This window comes from Micromonospora sp. NPDC047187 (assembly GCF_040643355.1).
In the GTDB taxonomy this organism is placed as follows: Bacteria; Actinomycetota; Actinomycetes; order Mycobacteriales; family Micromonosporaceae; genus Micromonospora; species Micromonospora salmantinae.
Window position 1 is genome coordinate 30426 of record NZ_JBEYUF010000017.1, and the last position, 14403, is coordinate 44828.

Annotated in this window: 18 protein-coding genes; 10 read left to right on the forward strand and 8 right to left on the reverse strand. The window is 72.5% G+C overall.

Features of this window, described 5'->3' with window-relative positions; translation table 11 throughout:
• Positions 1-95: 95 nt before the first annotated feature.
• Positions 96-341, reverse strand: coding sequence for a flavin reductase (locus ABZ794_RS23785; protein ID WP_210785620.1), 246 nt, complete (start codon positions 339-341; stop codon positions 96-98).
• A 240-nt stretch (positions 342-581) separates the two neighbouring features.
• On the opposite strand from ABZ794_RS23785, the gene ABZ794_RS23790 reads away from it, so the two are divergent.
• Together ABZ794_RS23790 and ABZ794_RS23795 are read left to right on the forward strand one after the other, a co-directional pair.
• Complete coding sequence (locus tag ABZ794_RS23790; protein ID WP_210785621.1) at positions 582-1349, forward strand: DUF5753 domain-containing protein; 768 nt, start codon at positions 582-584, stop codon at positions 1347-1349.
• Positions 1340-1531, forward strand: a complete 192-nt coding sequence (locus ABZ794_RS23795; protein ID WP_112679871.1) for a DUF397 domain-containing protein — start codon at positions 1340-1342, stop codon at positions 1529-1531. The genes ABZ794_RS23790 and ABZ794_RS23795 overlap by 10 nt, the downstream gene beginning before the upstream one ends.
• Before the next feature lie 97 nt (positions 1532-1628).
• Here the strand turns inward: ABZ794_RS23795 and ABZ794_RS23800 are convergent, their stop codons facing one another.
• Positions 1629-2861, reverse strand: a complete 1233-nt coding sequence (locus ABZ794_RS23800) for an MFS transporter (RefSeq protein WP_210785622.1) — start codon at positions 2859-2861, stop codon at positions 1629-1631.
• A gap of 69 nt (positions 2862-2930) precedes the next feature.
• Here ABZ794_RS23800 and ABZ794_RS23805 point away from each other — a divergent pair, with 69 nt between their 5' ends.
• Together ABZ794_RS23805 and ABZ794_RS23810 are read left to right on the forward strand one after the other, a co-directional pair.
• Complete coding sequence (locus ABZ794_RS23805; protein ID WP_210785623.1) at positions 2931-3446, forward strand: MarR family transcriptional regulator; 516 nt, start codon at positions 2931-2933, stop codon at positions 3444-3446.
• Between the two features lie 56 nt (positions 3447-3502).
• The gene (locus tag ABZ794_RS23810; RefSeq protein WP_210785624.1) at positions 3503-4018 is read left to right on the forward strand and encodes a DUF2087 domain-containing protein; all 516 of its coding nucleotides are present in this window, start codon (positions 3503-3505) and stop codon (positions 4016-4018) included.
• Positions 4019-4062: 44 nt separating this feature from the next.
• On the opposite strand, the gene ABZ794_RS23815 is transcribed toward ABZ794_RS23810, so the two are convergent.
• A complete protein-coding gene (locus ABZ794_RS23815) occupies positions 4063-5118 on the reverse strand; it encodes a hypothetical protein (protein WP_238688953.1) in 1056 nt (351 codons plus the stop codon).
• Positions 5119-5211: 93 nt separating this feature from the next.
• Here ABZ794_RS23815 and ABZ794_RS23820 point away from each other — a divergent pair, with 93 nt between their 5' ends.
• The 4 genes from ABZ794_RS23820 to ABZ794_RS23835 all read left to right on the forward strand — a co-directional run bounded on the left by ABZ794_RS23820 (position 5212) and on the right by ABZ794_RS23835 (position 8054).
• Complete coding sequence (locus tag ABZ794_RS23820) at positions 5212-5850, forward strand: TetR/AcrR family transcriptional regulator (RefSeq protein ID WP_210785626.1); 639 nt, start codon at positions 5212-5214, stop codon at positions 5848-5850.
• Between the two features lie 117 nt (positions 5851-5967).
• Positions 5968-6486: a GNAT family N-acetyltransferase gene (locus ABZ794_RS23825; protein ID WP_210785632.1), complete on the forward strand. Its 519-nt coding sequence runs from the start codon at positions 5968-5970 to the stop codon at positions 6484-6486.
• 72 nt (positions 6487-6558) lie between these two features.
• Positions 6559-6984 (forward strand): Hsp20/alpha crystallin family protein, encoded by a 426-nt coding sequence (locus ABZ794_RS23830; protein WP_210785633.1) that lies wholly within the window; start codon positions 6559-6561, stop codon positions 6982-6984.
• 71 nt (positions 6985-7055) lie between these two features.
• The gene (locus tag ABZ794_RS23835) at positions 7056-8054 is read left to right on the forward strand and encodes a tyrosine-type recombinase/integrase (RefSeq protein ID WP_210785627.1); all 999 of its coding nucleotides are present in this window, start codon (positions 7056-7058) and stop codon (positions 8052-8054) included.
• A gap of 29 nt (positions 8055-8083) precedes the next feature.
• Here the strand turns inward: ABZ794_RS23835 and ABZ794_RS23840 are convergent, their stop codons facing one another.
• From ABZ794_RS23840 to ABZ794_RS23855, 4 genes are read right to left on the reverse strand one after another with little or no spacing between them, the layout of a single operon-like run.
• The gene (locus tag ABZ794_RS23840) at positions 8084-8491 is read right to left on the reverse strand and encodes a RidA family protein (RefSeq protein ID WP_238688952.1); all 408 of its coding nucleotides are present in this window, start codon (positions 8489-8491) and stop codon (positions 8084-8086) included.
• Between the two features lie 32 nt (positions 8492-8523).
• Entirely contained in the window at positions 8524-8895 is a 372-nt protein-coding gene (locus tag ABZ794_RS23845) for a VOC family protein (protein ID WP_210785628.1), read from the reverse strand.
• A gap of 60 nt (positions 8896-8955) precedes the next feature.
• Positions 8956-10131 carry a PQQ-binding-like beta-propeller repeat protein gene (locus tag ABZ794_RS23850; protein ID WP_357517624.1) on the reverse strand — a complete coding sequence of 392 codons (1176 nt, stop codon included), beginning with the start codon at positions 10129-10131 and terminating at the stop codon, positions 8956-8958.
• A 31-nt stretch (positions 10132-10162) separates the two neighbouring features.
• Entirely contained in the window at positions 10163-11866 is a 1704-nt protein-coding gene (locus ABZ794_RS23855; protein WP_357517626.1) for an acyl-CoA dehydrogenase family protein, read from the reverse strand.
• Positions 11867-12060: 194 nt separating this feature from the next.
• Here ABZ794_RS23855 and ABZ794_RS23860 point away from each other — a divergent pair, with 194 nt between their 5' ends.
• Both ABZ794_RS23860 and ABZ794_RS23865 read left to right on the forward strand, forming a co-directional pair.
• Positions 12061-12471, forward strand: coding sequence for a hypothetical protein (locus ABZ794_RS23860; protein ID WP_357517703.1), 411 nt, complete (start codon positions 12061-12063; stop codon positions 12469-12471).
• Positions 12458-13651, forward strand: a complete 1194-nt coding sequence (locus ABZ794_RS23865; RefSeq protein WP_357517628.1) for a low temperature requirement protein A — start codon at positions 12458-12460, stop codon at positions 13649-13651. The genes ABZ794_RS23860 and ABZ794_RS23865 overlap by 14 nt, the downstream gene beginning before the upstream one ends.
• A 51-nt stretch (positions 13652-13702) precedes the next feature.
• Here the strand turns inward: ABZ794_RS23865 and ABZ794_RS23870 are convergent, their stop codons facing one another.
• On the reverse strand, positions 13703-14311 hold the full coding sequence (locus tag ABZ794_RS23870; RefSeq protein WP_238688998.1) for a thymidine kinase: 609 nt from the start codon (positions 14309-14311) through the stop codon (positions 13703-13705).
• Between the last annotated feature and the right edge of the window lie 92 nt (positions 14312-14403).

A 14403-nucleotide genomic window follows, 5' to 3' on the forward strand; every position in this document is an offset into this window, starting at 1 on the left:
CGGGCCGGCCTCATCCCGGGGCGGGTCGTCACGCCGTCAGTCTCCCGCATCGTGCTGACTCGTACCGACCCCCGGAGGTGGTGGTTGACGACAGCTCAGCGGGCCTCTGCCCAGCCGACGAAACGCGGGGTCAGATCGGGCAGCGCGACGTCCGGGTTGAGCTTGGTGAGATCGTCGGTGGCTTCCTCCTGGACCTTCGCCAGGTGGATCAACAGGCCCGGTCGATCCTCGCGGTACTCGCCGAGCAGGCGCAGCTTCGCGGCCGAGCACGGCCACAGGATGCCGCAGACCGGGCAGCGCCACGACGGGCGCAACGGGGAGTGCTTCGGACGTTCGGGCATCAGCCGACCCCAACGCTCGCGCAACGCCGGCCCGGTGTGGTTCTGCTGAACTGGACGCTCGCGGCGGTGGTCACCAGGACCACGTCCCCGGCTCCGAGAGCGCCTCGTACCTCGTTCCGCACAGCTTCTCCTTGTCGTCGCAGCACCGTCTACACCGCACTTTGCCGGGGGTCGCTGGACAAACACACAGCGTTAACTAATCTTCTCGGAGCAGCGGATTTGTTCCAGGGGAGGGACGGTATGAACCACGCCTTTGTCGCGGCGTTGGCCGCGGCGGGTCACACCGCCGAGAGCCTCGCAGGTCAGCTCGGTGTGCACCCGAAGACCGTCGCCAGGTGGGCAAACCCGGGGCACATTCCCCAGAGCCGACACCGTGCGACAGTGGCGGGGCTGCTGGCAAAGGACGCCGACGCGCTGTGGCCGGACGTGATCCGTCGCCGTGAGCCGGTGTGGTTCCGGCCGTGGGTCGACCTCGAACGTGAGGCCGTGACACTGCGGTCGTTCCAGCTCGCGTGGGTGCCCGGGCTGCTGCAGACCGAGGCGTACGCCCGGGCGACCCTGGCCGGTGGGGTGCTGACACCGGAGGCGGTCGCCGAGTTCGCCGAGGCGCGGATCAACCGGCAGGCGATCCTCGGCCGGGGTGGCGGCCCGCTGCTGATCGCCGTGCTGGACGAGGGGGTGCTGAGGCGGCGTGTCGGCGACGACCGCGCCTTGATGGCGGTGCAACTCGCGCGTCTGCTCGGGCACGCCGAGGCGGGCAGCGTGCAGCTCCACATCGTCCCGGCGGATGCGCCCAGCTACCCCGGGCTCGACGGACCGTTCACCATCGCCGACATGCCGGACGGGTCACGGGTCGCGCACGTCGACAGCGCGGCACGGGCGCAGATCCTCGATCAAACGTCGGATCTTGTTAGCCTGGAACGACGGTGGGAACGTATTCGCGGCGAGGCCCTGCCCCGAGGGCGTTCGTTGGAACTTCTCAGAGAAGCGGCAGCATCATGGACATGACCGGTGCGCGGTGGCGGAAGAGCACGAAGAGCGGCGGCAACGGTGGTGACTGCGTCGAGGTTGCCGACAACCTTCCGGGCGTGGTCCTGGTTCGTGACACGAAGGACCGCGACGGCGGCACGCTGACGTTCAGTCCACAGTCGTGGCGTGGCTTCGTCGCGATGGCCCGCGACGCCGGCTGACCGACCACATCGCACAACGGCTCCCGGCGTCGGCCGGGAGCCGTTGTCGTCGGTAAGCCCGGCCGTCGGCCACGCCGAGCATCGACGGTCGATCTGATCAACGGACGGCGGCGGGTTCGGCCGGTTGCGGTTGGGGGGTAGGCGGCCAGGTGAGTCGGCGTACGCCGGGCACGAGGGCGGTGCCCGCGCAGGAGGCGAGGACCAGCAGACCCGCGACGGCCAGCGGAACGGGTGCGCCGAACGCGTCGGCGGCCAACGGCGCCAGCGCGTAGCCCAGCGGCATGGCGCCCAGCGACACCAGCCAGTCGTACGAGGTGACCCGGGCCAGGACCTCCGGCGGGAAGTGGTGCTGCACGACGGTCTCCCACACCGGGTTGAGGTAGCCGAGGGCGGTCAGCGCCACCGCGTAGGCGACGATCACCGCGGGGGCGGGCGCGGCGACGGCGAGCAGGAACAGTGGCGCGGCGTAACAGGCCAGCCCGAGGTTGGCCAGCAGCACCGGCCGGTGCAGCCGGACCCGCCCGGCCAGCAGCGATCCGGTGAGCATCCCGATCGCGCCGGCCTGCAACAGCAGCACCCAGGTCGTCTCGCCACCCAGGCGGTCGATGGCGACGGCCGGCCCGAGGGTCATCAGCACGGCGGCGGCGCCGTTCCACACGCCGTGCCCGAGCAGGCTGGACCAGAACCAGTCGCGGGCGCGTACCTCGCTGAAGCCGTGCCGCAGGTCGGCGAGGACGGAACGGCGGGGCACCGGCACGTGACGGACCCGCACCAGCGCGAGCAGCGTGGCGCTGAGCGCGAACGACGCGCCGTCCAGGATGAACGCCCAGCCGGGTCCGGCGGCCCAGATGAGCGCGCCGGCCAGGGCCGGCCCGGCGAGGCGGCTGGTGTTGGCGGTGATCCCCATCAGGGCGTTGGCCTTCTGCCGGTCGGCCGGCTCGACGGTGCCGGCGACCAGCGGAGACGCGGTCGGGATGGCGAACGCCGAGGCGGTGCCGCCGAGCGCGGACGCCACCACCACTGTGGTCAGTGACGGGTCGCCGCCGAGCAGTTCCACGCCGACCGCGACCTGCGTGGCGCAGCGGACCAGGTCGGCCAGGAGGGCGACCCGGCGCGCGTCGAACCGGTCGGCCACCACCCCGCCGAACGGCAACAGGACCAGCCGGGTCACGACCGCCGCGGCGAGGACGACGGCCAGCGCGCCGGTGGAGCCGGTGGCCCGCAGCACGGCCAGCGCCAGCGCGGCGGGCACCACCGCGTCGCCGAGGGCGGAGATGGTGCGACCCAGGAACAGCAGTCGGAAGGAGTGGTTGCGCAGCGGGTGAGCCATGGCCACAAACGTACTTCGACATCGAATATTTCGGCAACGAATATTTCGGTCCCGAGATAGGCTGGCGCGGTGACCACCACTCCGGACGCCGTCGACCGGCACATCGAGCGCTGGTTGCCGGTGCTGCCCGACCTCGACGCAGACGTCGAGGGGGCGGTGACCAGGATGATCCGACTGACCCGGCATCTGCGGGCCGTCAAGGAGCGGGTCCTGGTCGACCTCGACCTGCTGGCCCACGAGTACGACACCCTGCACGCCCTGGCCGGTCGCGGTGGCCGGGCCGCACCCTCGGACCTCGCCGCGGACCTCACGATGGCCCCCGCCTCGATCACCGCGCGGGTGGACGCGCTGCTGCGGCGGGGCTTCGTGCACCGGATTCCGTCGACAGTCGACCGTCGACGCGTCGACGTGGAACTCACCGAGGCGGGTCAGGCCGCCTGGCGCGGGGCGATGGAGGTCCAGGGCGCCGAGGAGCTCCGCCTGCTCGGCGCGCTCACCGCTACCGAGCGGCGACACCTCTCCGACCTGCTGCGCCGGGTGCTGCTCGTCGCCGAGCAGCCACAGAGCGCGCCGCAGACCGACTGAGCGGGGCCGAAAAATCGCCTGGCGGTCCGCGTACCGTTGATGCAAGGGTGACCGGCGTGACTGCGCATGTGCTGGCCGGGGCCCTGGCCGACGACGGACGGCGACGGATCTTCGCGGCGATCGTGCTGGGTGCGACCAGCGCGACCGAGGTCGCCGAGCGGACCGGCCTGCCGGCGCGGGTGGTGCTCACCGCGGTCCGCCGGCTCACCGACGCGGGCCTCGTCACCGGCGCGGACGGCGCGTTCGCGGCCGACGAGGTGTCGCTGCGGGCCACCGCGCGTGACAGTCGCCCGGCCGACGACGCCGAACCCGGCGTCGACCCGGTGCTGCGGACCTTCCTACGTGCGGGCGTCCTGGTGAGTCTGCCGGCGCAGCGGGGTCGACGGCGGGTAGTGCTCGCGCACATCGCCGAGCAGTCGTTCGAGCCGGGCACCCGCTATCCGGAGCGGGCCGTCGACGACGCGCTCAAGCCGTGGTGCGCCGCAGGAGGGTCGGATCACGTGACGCTGCGCCGGTATCTGATCGACGAGCAGTTGCTCACCCGCGAGCACGGCGTCTACCAGCGGCTCTGATCGTCCGCCGCGCGAACCGTCCCGCCGTCGCGCATCGGATGTGGTCAGGCTGTGGTGGTCGTCCGCGGAAGGTCCGCCATGCCGGAATCGCCCGCCGTGATGATGGCGGCCTGGCGGGCGCGCAGGCCGCCGACCACGCACAGCCCCACACCGAAAACGAGCCAGGAGGTGAGGACGATGACGGTATTGGTGGCACCGGCGCCGTCGAAAAAGGCGGTGGAGCGCAGCAGTTGAACACCCGCGCCCGGCGGCAACAGTTGGCCCAGAGTTCCGGACCAGCCGGGCAGCATCTCGGGGGCGGAACCGCTGCCGGAGAGCGGGTTGCCGATCAGCATCATGGTCACCGAGCCGAGCCCGAATCCGGCGTAGCCGAGCAGCGACTCCAGGCCGAGCAGGGTCAGCGAGGTGGCGGCGATGCTTAGCGCGACAGCGCTGGAGTTGGCCAGGTAGGAGCCGCTGAGCGAGCCGAGGCAGAACTGCAGGATCGCCGTCAGCACCAGGCCACCGACGACCGCGAAGGCGAGCGCGCCGGTGACCCGCCGGCCGGTGCCCTTGAGTCTGTTGCTGAGCAGGAACGCGGCGAGCAGGCCACCCATGACCAGCGGCAGAGCACCGGCGGCCAGGCCAGCGCCGCGCGGGTCGTCGGCGGGCAGTGCGACGAGGTCGCGCACGGTGACCGCTGTGCCGGCGCCCTGGGCCTGCGCCTGGTTGAGCGCGGTCCCCACACTCTGCAGGGTCTGGGCGACCGAGGCGCTGGCCGCGGAGGCGGTGATGACCTGCGGGGTGCCGGCGCTGACGTCGATCGCCCCGTACACCTCACGGTCGCGGATCAGCTGCTCGGCCGCCGCAGTGTTGGCGACCGTGGTGATGTCGAAGGCATCCGGCAGCCGCTGCTCGATGGCGGCGGAAATCTGGCTCGTCGCGACGGCAGGGCCGACGACAGCGATCGGCACGTCGTGCACAGACGAGCGCACCGACGGCCAGGCGAAGGCGGTCAGCAGCACGCTGATGATCACCGTGAGCAGCGCGACCGCGGCGGCCACCTTCGACCAGGGTGACGGGGCCGTGGCATCGGCGTCAGCCGGAACCTCCGTGGACATGACAACTCCTTAAGAAGAACGGTCGCTCGTTTTCAATTCTGGAAGCGGCGCGGCTGGTTGTCAAGAACGAGCGTTCGCTTTTAGCATTGGCCCATGCCACGCGTATCCGAGGAGTACCGAGCCGGTCGTCGCGCCGAGATCCTGGCGGCGGCTGCCCAGCTCTTCGCCGCCAACGGATTCCACGCCACCTCGATGGCCGACATCATCACCGAGTCCGGGCTTTCCGCCGGCGCGGTGTACCGGTACTTCCGCAGCAAGGAGGACCTCATCGCAGCCGTGGCGGAGACCGCCCTGTCCGCTGCGTCAGAAACCTTCGCAACTCTGCTCGCCGACCGCGCCGCACCGTCACCCGAACAGGTCATCACCGCGATCATCGAAACGACTACCGACAGGTTCATCCACGACCCGGTCACCGGAGTGGACCTGACGCGGATCGGAGTACAGGTGTGGGCCGAGGCACTGCGCAGCCCGGAGCTCGCCGCTCGCGCCAGCGACGTCTACCGGCGACTGCGGGGGCAGTTCGCCGAAGTCGCCCGCCGCTGGCAGGCCGCCGGCCACCTACCGGCCGCTGCGGTGCCGGAACAGGCGGGCGCCGCCATGCTCAGCCTCGTCCAGGGCTTCATCCTGCAACGCTTACTGGTCAGCGACACCGACGCCGACGGTTACCTCGCCGGCGTGAAGGCGCTGTTGTCCGCCACGTCTCCCACCGGACCCCACGCCACCAGGTTGTGACAACCCGAACCGACCCGCGATCCCCTGGCGATACCGCCGCGCCGCCGGGGCGCTATCGGACGAACCCGGGCGACCGGATAAAGCCGTTGACCGGACGGTGATGATCAACAGGTGACCATGACCGCCCGGTCCACCTGGGCAACCACCGCTGTCCGGCCCGAGCACCCCGACGCGGTGCTGCTGCTGCGCGAGTACATGACCGAGATGGTGGTTCGCTACCACCGTCGCCCGGCCCTGCCCGGCGAGGTCGACGCGGCGCTGGCCGAGTTGCCCAGCGACGACCTGAGCGCGCCGAGCGGGCTGCTCCTGCTGGCCCACCACGGCCCCGACCTGGCCGGCTGCGCCGGGCTGCGCTGGCATCCCGGCTGGGCCGAGCTGACCCGGGTGTTCATCCGCTCCGAGCACCGCGGCGCCGGTGGGGGCGCGGCGCTGCTGGCCGCCGTCGAGGAGCAGGCCCGCGCGGCCGGGGCGGACCGGATCCGGCTCGACACCCGGCACGACCTGGTCGAGGCCCGCGCCCTGTACGCCCGGCACGGCTACGCCGAGATCCCGGCGTACTCGCGGGGCCCCTACGCCGAACACTGGTTCGAAAAACGGCTGTCCGGAGCAGTTGACGTCGGCGCGCGGACGCGCTAAATAAGAAGAGGAAGTTGAGTCACCCCGGCTCAACTCATTACCTTCGGCCAGGAGAACCGAGGAGGCATGACCATGTTGATGCGTACCGACCCGTTCCGCGAGATCGACCGGCTCGCCGAGCAGTTTTTCGGTACGGCGGCCCGCCCCGCGACGATGCACCTGGACGCCTACCGCGACGGCGACCACTTCTACGCGGCGTTCGACCTGCCCGGCGTCGATCCGGACAGCATCGACTGCACCGTCGAGCGCAACGTGCTCACCGTCCGCGCCGAGCGCCGCCGGCCCACCGGCGACCGCGTCGAACTGGTCGCCGCCGAACGCCCGATGGGCACCTTCACCCGACAACTGTTCCTCGGCGACACGCTCGACACCGACAAGCTGGAGGCCGGCTACGAGAACGGGGTGCTGACGCTGCGCATCCCGGTCGCCGAGCGCGCCAAGCCCCGCCGGGTGACCATCCAGGCCAACGGCGCCGCCCGCCGAGAGATCAACGCCTGATCCGACACGGTGACGGGTGGGACCGGCGCGCCTGCACGCCGATCCCACCCGAGGCTGAAAGTCTTTTTCACATGGTGTTCTCCGACGCTCCGGTGCTCGCCCGCCCGTCCGCGCCACCGGCGCTGCCGAGTGGGCCGGTCGAGGTCACCGAGGCGTGGCTGCGCAACAGGAGGCTGTCCGAGCACACCCGCGACGCCTACCGACGTGACGTCACCGGCTGGCTCCGCTGGTGCGCCGATCACGACCTGGACCCGCTGCGGGCCACGTTCCTGCACGTCAACGAGTACGCCCGCGCGCTGGAGAGCAGCGTCGGCTCCCGCAGCGGCCGCCCACTGACCCCGTCGACCGTCGCACGCCGGCTCTCGGCGCTGTCCAGTTGGTACGACTTCCTGGTCAAACTGGGCGCAGTGCCGGCCAACCCGGTCTCCGGCGCCGACCGCCCCCGCGTCGACCGGGACCACTCCGCCACCGTCGGGCTCACCCCGGAGGAGGTGGACGCCCTGCTCAGCGCCGCCGACGCGGACACCGGCGCGACCGCCGTCCGCAACCGGGCGGCGCTCGCGCTCCTCGCCGACCTTGGTCTGCGGGTCGGGGAGCTGATCTCGCTGGACCTGACCGACCTCGGCACCGAACGCGGCCACCGCAGCGTGCGTTTCATCGGCAAGGGCGGCAAACAACGTCGCCGAGCCCTCACCCCCGGCACCGGGCACGCCCTGGACGCCTACCTGGCCCAGCGGGCCGCCACCACCGGCGTGCCGGTGCCGCAGCTCACCGGCCCGCTGCTGGTCACCGCCAGCGGTGCCCGACTGGACCGGCACTCGGTGTTCCGGATGGTCCGTCGGCTCGCCCGCGCCGCCGGCATCCCGGCCTGGGCGAAGCTGTCCCCACACTCGCTGCGACACGCCTTCGCCACCACGGCCCGCTCGGAGGGCGTGCCGTTGGAGGACGTGCAGGACGCCATGGGGCACGCCGACCCGCGCACCACCCGCCGCTACGACCGGGACCGACACAACCTCGACCGCGACCCGGCCTACGCGGTGTGGGCGGCCCGGTCGCGTCGTCGCGGCTGACTGCTACCCGCCCGACGTCGGGCTGTCGATCAGTCGAGAACCGCAGTGGCTTCGACCTCAACGAGGAGATCAGGCTCGCCCAGAGCACTGACACCCAGCAGCGTGATGGGCTTGACCAGGTCAGCTCCCAGCTTCGCACCCGCCCGAGCGACGCCTTCGCCCAACAGGGGCATCTTGTCGGGCGACCAGTCGACGACGTAGATGGTCAGCTTCGCCACGTCGCCGAAGGACCCACCGATCTCGGCCAGGGCGGTGCCGATGTTGAGATAGCACTGCTCGACCTGGGCGGCGAGGTCTCCCTCGCCCACTTTGCGCCCTTCGGCGTCGCGGGCCACCTGACCGGCGAGGAAGACCAACCTGGACCCGGTTGCGATCGACAACTGACGGTAGACGTCCGGCTTCGGCAACCCGTCCGGATTGACGAGAGTGATGGCCATGCTGACTCCTTCTGTCGTTGCGCCGGGCCGTCTCAGCTCTGTGGGCGGGGGCAGATGCAGAACGGCTGCCCGATCGGGTCGAGAAGCACCACCCACCGCTCGCCGCCGGGCTGGAATGCCGGCTTCGACGCGCCCGCGGCGACGAACTTCTCCTCCGCCGCCGCCAGGTCGTCGACGTAAAGATCGAGGTGGTAGCGCTTGTCGCCGGTCTGGTCCGGCCAGGACGGCGGCTGGTAGCCCTCGACCAGCCCGAAGCCGATGGAGACGCCACCGGAGCTGATCATCGCGTACTCGGGTTGGCTGTGGGTGACCTCCCAGCCCAACGCCTCGTGGTAGAACGCGGCGTGGCCGGCGGGATCGGAACTGTCGAGGTTGACCATCGCGAGGTCGGCAGAAGCTGTCACGCCGGCAGTATGCCGCCGGGGCCCGACAACTTCGGCCCGCGACACCGGCGCGAGTAAAGGTCAGGGGGCGTCGAGGGGCCAGAACGTCACGCGGGCCGTGCCGTCGCGGCAGATCAACCCGGAGCCGACCCGGCGGCAGTCGGTCACACCCGCCGGGAGCACCGCGAACACCCGATGACCGTCGCGCCCCACCGTCGCGACCAGGGAGCGCCTGCCGTCCTCGGCCAAACCCAGAACCACCAGGGGTTCCGTGGTGCCCCGTGGGCCCCCCACCGTGCGCCAGCGCGCCCCGGCCGGCCACGTCCACACCCGCGCCCCGCTGCCCGCGTCGATCGCCCAGCGTCCCTGCTCGTCCTGCCCGCAGAGCAGACCCTGGCAGGGCCGCAGGAGCAGCTCACCCGGCTGCACCGGCACCTGCCAGCGTCGTACCAGCCCAGGTAGGTCGTAGCCGGTCAGCGCCACCGCGCCGCCGCCGCTCGGGTGGCGCAGCACCAGGTACGCGCCGACGACCTGGGGATTGTCCGGGCCGTAGTCGGCCGGCGGAAGCTGTCCCCGTCCGTGTTCGGTGCCGTCACGGGCGTCGAGCAGCCGGACCAACCCGTCGTCCTGCACCAGCAGCACCCACCCGGGCAGGCCGGGCAGCGCCCGCAGCACCGCCGTGGAGGGCAGCGGGACCGACCACCGGGTCGCGCCGGTGGCCGGGTCGATGCCGTGCACCGTACCCTCGACCCGCCGACCCGGTTCGGCGGCGCTGCGCACCTCGCGCACCGCGACCGCCTCTCTCCCGGCCGCGTACACCCGCTCGGGTCGCCGCCACAACGGCTGGCCGGTACGCAACGACCGCGCGGTGGTCACCCGCGCTCCGAGCGCCTGGTCGCGCTCGACCAGCAGCAACAGGTCACCGGCGACCTCGGCGGACCACCCGGCGGCAGGCGGCACGGTGACCCGCCACCGCGGCGGGCCGTCCGGCGCGGCCGAGTCGTAGGCGCTCAGCGTCGGCGGGTTCGGTTCGGGGTCGACGACCAGCAGCAGCGGCCCGGCGCCGAGCACTGTCGCCCGGGCGGGCACCGCCGGCCCGACCTGAGGCGTCAGGCGCGCGGGCGGGGCGGCACCGCCGAGCAGGACACGGGCCGCCACCAGCACCGCCACGCGCCACCGGCGGGACACCTGCGGCGGTGGGCGGCGCTCCTCCAGGGGCGCGCCCCGGTCGTCACCCAGCTCGATCAGCACCGACATGGGCGCCCACCCGTCCGCTCGCGCCGGCCGGTCAGCAGAGCAGGTCGAGGTGGCGGTGGGCGTCCTCGGCGATCTCCTCGTGCCGCAGCCAGCGGCGCGCCCACAGCCGGGCGGCCAACTCCGCCTGCTCGTCGCCCCACGCGGCGTGCTCGACGAGCAACGCGGTGGTCAGCGCGTACGCCAGGCGCAACGCCAGACCGCGGGCGCCCGCGAGCACCGTCGACGCGCCCGGGTCGACGGTCACCGCGGCGATGGTCTCCTCCAACTGCGCGGCGGCGGTGGCCAGGGTGTCGGCCAGCACCGGCGACAGCGGCCGCGCCAGGTCGACGGCGGCGGTCAGCCGGCTCAGCAGCGGCGCACCGGCGTCCTCCCGGGTCAGCGCGCGCAGCACGTCCAGGGCCAGCACATTTGTGGTGCCCTCCCAGATCGGCAGCACCTGGGCGTCGCGCAGCAACCGGGGCACGCCGGTGTCCTCCACGTAACCGGCCCCGCCGAAGCTCTCCACGTACTCGCTGGCGGAGCTGACGGCCAGCCGAGCGGTGGCCAGCTTCGCCAACGGCGCCACGATGCGCAGCTCGGCCGCGGCCTCCGGGTCGGCGCCGACCTCGACCCGCCCGAGCAGGGCGAAGGCGTGCCCAGCGAGGGCGAACGCGCCCGCCGCGTCGACCGCGAGGGTGCCCAGGGTGGCCCGGTGCAGAGGCGAGGACACCAGCGGGCCGCCGGCGACGTGCCGCACCTCGGCGTACGCGCGGGCGTAGGCGAGACCCCGTCGCATCCCGCCGGCCGCCGCCGCGGCGTTGTGCACCCGGGTCACCACGACCAGGGTCATCGCCCGGACCAGACCGGGCACCGCCGCGTCACCCAGCGGGAGGGCGTACGCGTCGCGCAGGCCGATCTCGGCGGTGGGCAGTGCCCGGGTGCCGAGCTTGTCCTTGAGCCGGTGCACCGTGACACCCGGCGCGGGTGCGCCCGGCGCCGCGCCGTCGGCCAGCGGTGAGTCGACCGCGTACCGGGGAACGAGGAACGGAGCGAGCACCCGGCTGCCCCGCCCGGCGCCCTCCGGCCGGGCCAGCGCCACCGCCATCGCCGCGTCGGCGGCGGAGCAGAACCACTTCTCCCCGGTCAGCCGCCACGAACCGTCCGCCGCGGGCCGGCCGAGTGTGCTGGAGCGGCCCAAGTCGGAGCCGCCCTGCGACTCGGTCATCCACTGCCCGCTGGTGATCGCCGTGGCCGGGTCCGTGGAGATCAGCCGGGGCAGCCACGCGTCGCGGACCGTGGCATCGACGTCGGGCATGCTGAGCAGCGCCGCCGCCCCATCGGCCATCGCCACCGGGCAGGAGAACGTCGCGGACTCCGGCCCGTACAGGTGCAGCAGGGCGTGTTGCACGACCCGCGCGGCGGCACCCCAGGTGCCCCGCGCGTCCGGCAGGTAGGGCAGCGCGACCACGGCGTGCCGGGCGGCGGCGGCGCGTTGCGCCTGCCAACCGGCGGAGGTGTCGATGCGGTCGATCCGGGCACCCCACGGGTCGTAGCGGACCAGCGTCGGCGGGTGCGCCTCCGCGTCGGCGTGCGCCGCGCGCAGTGGCCCGGTCACATCGGCGGCCAGGTCCGCGAGACGACCCTTCGCGGCGGCGTGCCCGCCCGGGCCGAGGTGACGCTCCAGCCAGGACCGCAGCAGGCCATCGCCGGCGTACGGGTCGACGGGGGGTGGTACCGGCTGCACGAAGCGGCTCATCGATCGGCTCCTGGCACTGCTCGGGGGTGTGCGCCGACGGTAGACGATGCGAGGCCGCCGCGAACAGGGCACGCCCGCCCATCGGGCGCACCCAGTTTCCGGCTTGTCGCCCGTCGGTGCGAGCGTGTTCTCTACGGTCGGTAGTCGTGGGTGCGGGCCAGTCGTGGAGCCGACCGGCCCGGCGTCACCGCCCGATGCGCACCGGGTTGGCGTTCGCCGGGTTCGGTGTGGCGCTGTGCTGTGTGGGGGTGGCCGGGTTGGGCGCCTGGAACCTGCAGACCGTCCGGCAGGCCGCCGGCCCGATCCGGGAGACCGCCGACGGTTTCCTCAGCGAGGTGGCCCTCGGCGACAGCGACCGGGCGTACGAGCGGCTCTGCGAGGACGCGCGCAGCCGGTGGAGCGCGATCGGCTTCACCAGTTGGGTGCGGACACCACCGATGGTCACCGACTACGAGATCACCGACGTGTCGGTCGCCACCCGCAGCGGCCGACCGCACGGCACGGTGACAGTGAAGGTGATCCGCAGCGGCGGGCTCAGCGAGGAACGGCGCCTGCCGGTGGTCCGTGAGGACGGAAACTGGCGGGTGTGCGGTGACCCCTTCTAGGCCCCCGGTCGCCGCCCCGACACGCCCACAGCTGCTGCGCCCACGCGAGGGGGTCCAGCCGACCACCTCGACGGAACTCTTCTTCGACCTCGTCTTCATCTTCAGCATCACCCAGTTGTCGCACTACCTGCTCGCGCACCTCGACTGGCGGGGCGCGGGACGTACCGGCCTGTTGCTGGCGCTGGTGTGGCTCGTCTGGGTCTACACCACCTGGTTGACCAACTGGCTGCAACCGGACCAGGGGCCGGTGCGGACGATGCTGATCGGGGTGGGGCTGGGCAGCCTGCTGTTGTCGGCGACGATCCCGGAGGCGTTCGGTGCGACCGGCCGGCTCTTCGCGCTGGTCTACGTCACCGTGCAGGTGGGCCGCACCGTGTTCGCGTTGTGGGCGGTGCAGGGCAGCCCGTGGTTGGTGGCCGGATTTCAGCAGTCGCTGCCGTGGATCACCGGGACGTCGGTGCTCGTGGTCATCGGTGGCCTGGTCGGCGGTGCCGCCCGGGACGCGGTGTGGACGGCGGTGATCGTGATCGAGGTGGTCGGCCTGTCGATCGGCTATCCGCTGCCACGACGGGGGCGCAGCCGACCCGAGCGGTGGATGGTGGAGGGTGGGCACCTGGCCGAACGGTGCGCGGCGTTCGTCCTGATCGCGCTGGGGGAGTCGATCCTGGTCACCGGCAGCACCCTCACGTCGCACGTGGACCTGGTGACGTCCGGGGCGTTCCTGCTGGCGTTCGGCGGTTCGGTGGCGCTGTGGTGGGTGTACTTCGCCCGCTCGGCCCCGGCCGCCACGGAGTTCATCGCCCAGGCCGGGGAGCGCACCGGCGCGTTGAGCCGGGTCGCGTTCAACTTCCTGCACCCGGTGATCGTCGCCGGTGTCGTCGTCACGTCGGCGGCCGACGAGCGGTTGCTGCGGGAGCCCGGCGCGCCGGTCGCCACTGTCGACGTGCTGCTCACCCTGGGTGGTCCCGCGCTGTTCCTGGCCGGGCACGCCGCCTACAAGGCGCTGTTGTGGCGGACCCTGCCGATCAGCCGGGTCACGGCGGTGGCGGTCCTGCTGGCGCTGATGCCGGTAGGTGTGGTGCTGGAGGCACCCGTCGCGGTGTGCGCCGCTGTGGCGTTGGCGGTGACTGTCGCCGTGATCCTGACCGACCGGTTCCGGTCACCGGCGGCCGCGCGGTGACCGGCGCGTCTTTCGGGCAGCGAACCACTGGCAGGGTGATGGGTTGTCCGCTCAGTCGCGGGGGCCGAGGTCGCCGCTGCGGTAGTGCCGGCGGCAGAGCACCTGGTAGCGCACCTCGGCGGTGTCGACGGTGTCGCCGATGACGACCTGGGCGCCCTCACGGACGACCCGCCCGTCGACGACGCGGGCGTTGAGCAGCCCTTCGCGGCCGCACCAGCAGAGCACCTCGACCTGGATGCGGGCCACCTCGTCGGCCAGCTCGAACAGGCGTTGCGCGGCGGGGAACATCCGCGAGCGGAAGTCGGTGGCCAGGCCGAACGCGAACACGTCGACGTCGTAGCTGTCGACCAGCTCGGCCATCTGCTCGACGTGCTCGACGGTGTAGAAGCACGCCTCGTCGCAAATCAGGTAGTCGACGCGTACCCCGTCGGCCCACCGGCCCCGCACCAGGGCCCGCAGGTCCAGGTCGTCGGTGACCTCGATGGCCTCGTGGGCCAGGCCGATGCGGGTGGTGACCTGCGGTCCCAGCGACCGGTCGATGCGGGTGGTGACCAGCCCGCGCCGGCCCTGCCGGGCGTGGTTGTAGTTCATCTGCAACGCCATCGTGGACTTGCCGCAGTCCATCGGCCCCCAGAAGAACTTCAACGCCGCCGCGTGCACCGGACGCCCGTCGAGCCCACGCGCGGCCGCGCACCCGGCCGGGGCGTGTGGCTGGCCGGGGAACGGGTGGGCCAGGCAGGTCGGGGCGGTGG

What these genes read in the sequence shown, in the direction of transcription:
- ABZ794_RS23785 (WP_210785620.1), bottom strand. Translation starts at nt 341, where the DNA reads ATGCCCGAACGTCCGAAGCACTCCCCGTTGCGCCCGTCGTGGCGCTGC.
- ABZ794_RS23790 (WP_210785621.1), top strand. Translation starts at nt 582, where the DNA reads ATGAACCACGCCTTTGTCGCGGCGTTGGCCGCGGCGGGTCACACCGCC.
- ABZ794_RS23795 (WP_112679871.1), top strand. Translation starts at nt 1,340, where the DNA reads ATGGACATGACCGGTGCGCGGTGGCGGAAGAGCACGAAGAGCGGCGGC.
- ABZ794_RS23800 (WP_210785622.1), bottom strand. Translation starts at nt 2,861, where the DNA reads ATGGCTCACCCGCTGCGCAACCACTCCTTCCGACTGCTGTTCCTGGGT.
- ABZ794_RS23815 (WP_238688953.1), bottom strand. Translation starts at nt 5,118, where the DNA reads ATGTCCACGGAGGTTCCGGCTGACGCCGATGCCACGGCCCCGTCACCC.
- ABZ794_RS23820 (WP_210785626.1), top strand. Translation starts at nt 5,212, where the DNA reads ATGCCACGCGTATCCGAGGAGTACCGAGCCGGTCGTCGCGCCGAGATC.
- ABZ794_RS23825 (WP_210785632.1), top strand. Translation starts at nt 5,968, where the DNA reads ATGACCGCCCGGTCCACCTGGGCAACCACCGCTGTCCGGCCCGAGCAC.
- ABZ794_RS23830 (WP_210785633.1), top strand. Translation starts at nt 6,559, where the DNA reads ATGTTGATGCGTACCGACCCGTTCCGCGAGATCGACCGGCTCGCCGAG.
- ABZ794_RS23835 (WP_210785627.1), top strand. Translation starts at nt 7,056, where the DNA reads ATGGTGTTCTCCGACGCTCCGGTGCTCGCCCGCCCGTCCGCGCCACCG.
- ABZ794_RS23840 (WP_238688952.1), bottom strand. Translation starts at nt 8,491, where the DNA reads ATGGCCATCACTCTCGTCAATCCGGACGGGTTGCCGAAGCCGGACGTC.
- ABZ794_RS23850 (WP_357517624.1), bottom strand. Translation starts at nt 10,131, where the DNA reads ATGTCGGTGCTGATCGAGCTGGGTGACGACCGGGGCGCGCCCCTGGAG.
- ABZ794_RS23855 (WP_357517626.1), bottom strand. Translation starts at nt 11,866, where the DNA reads ATGAGCCGCTTCGTGCAGCCGGTACCACCCCCCGTCGACCCGTACGCC.
- ABZ794_RS23860 (WP_357517703.1), top strand. Translation starts at nt 12,061, where the DNA reads ATGCGCACCGGGTTGGCGTTCGCCGGGTTCGGTGTGGCGCTGTGCTGT.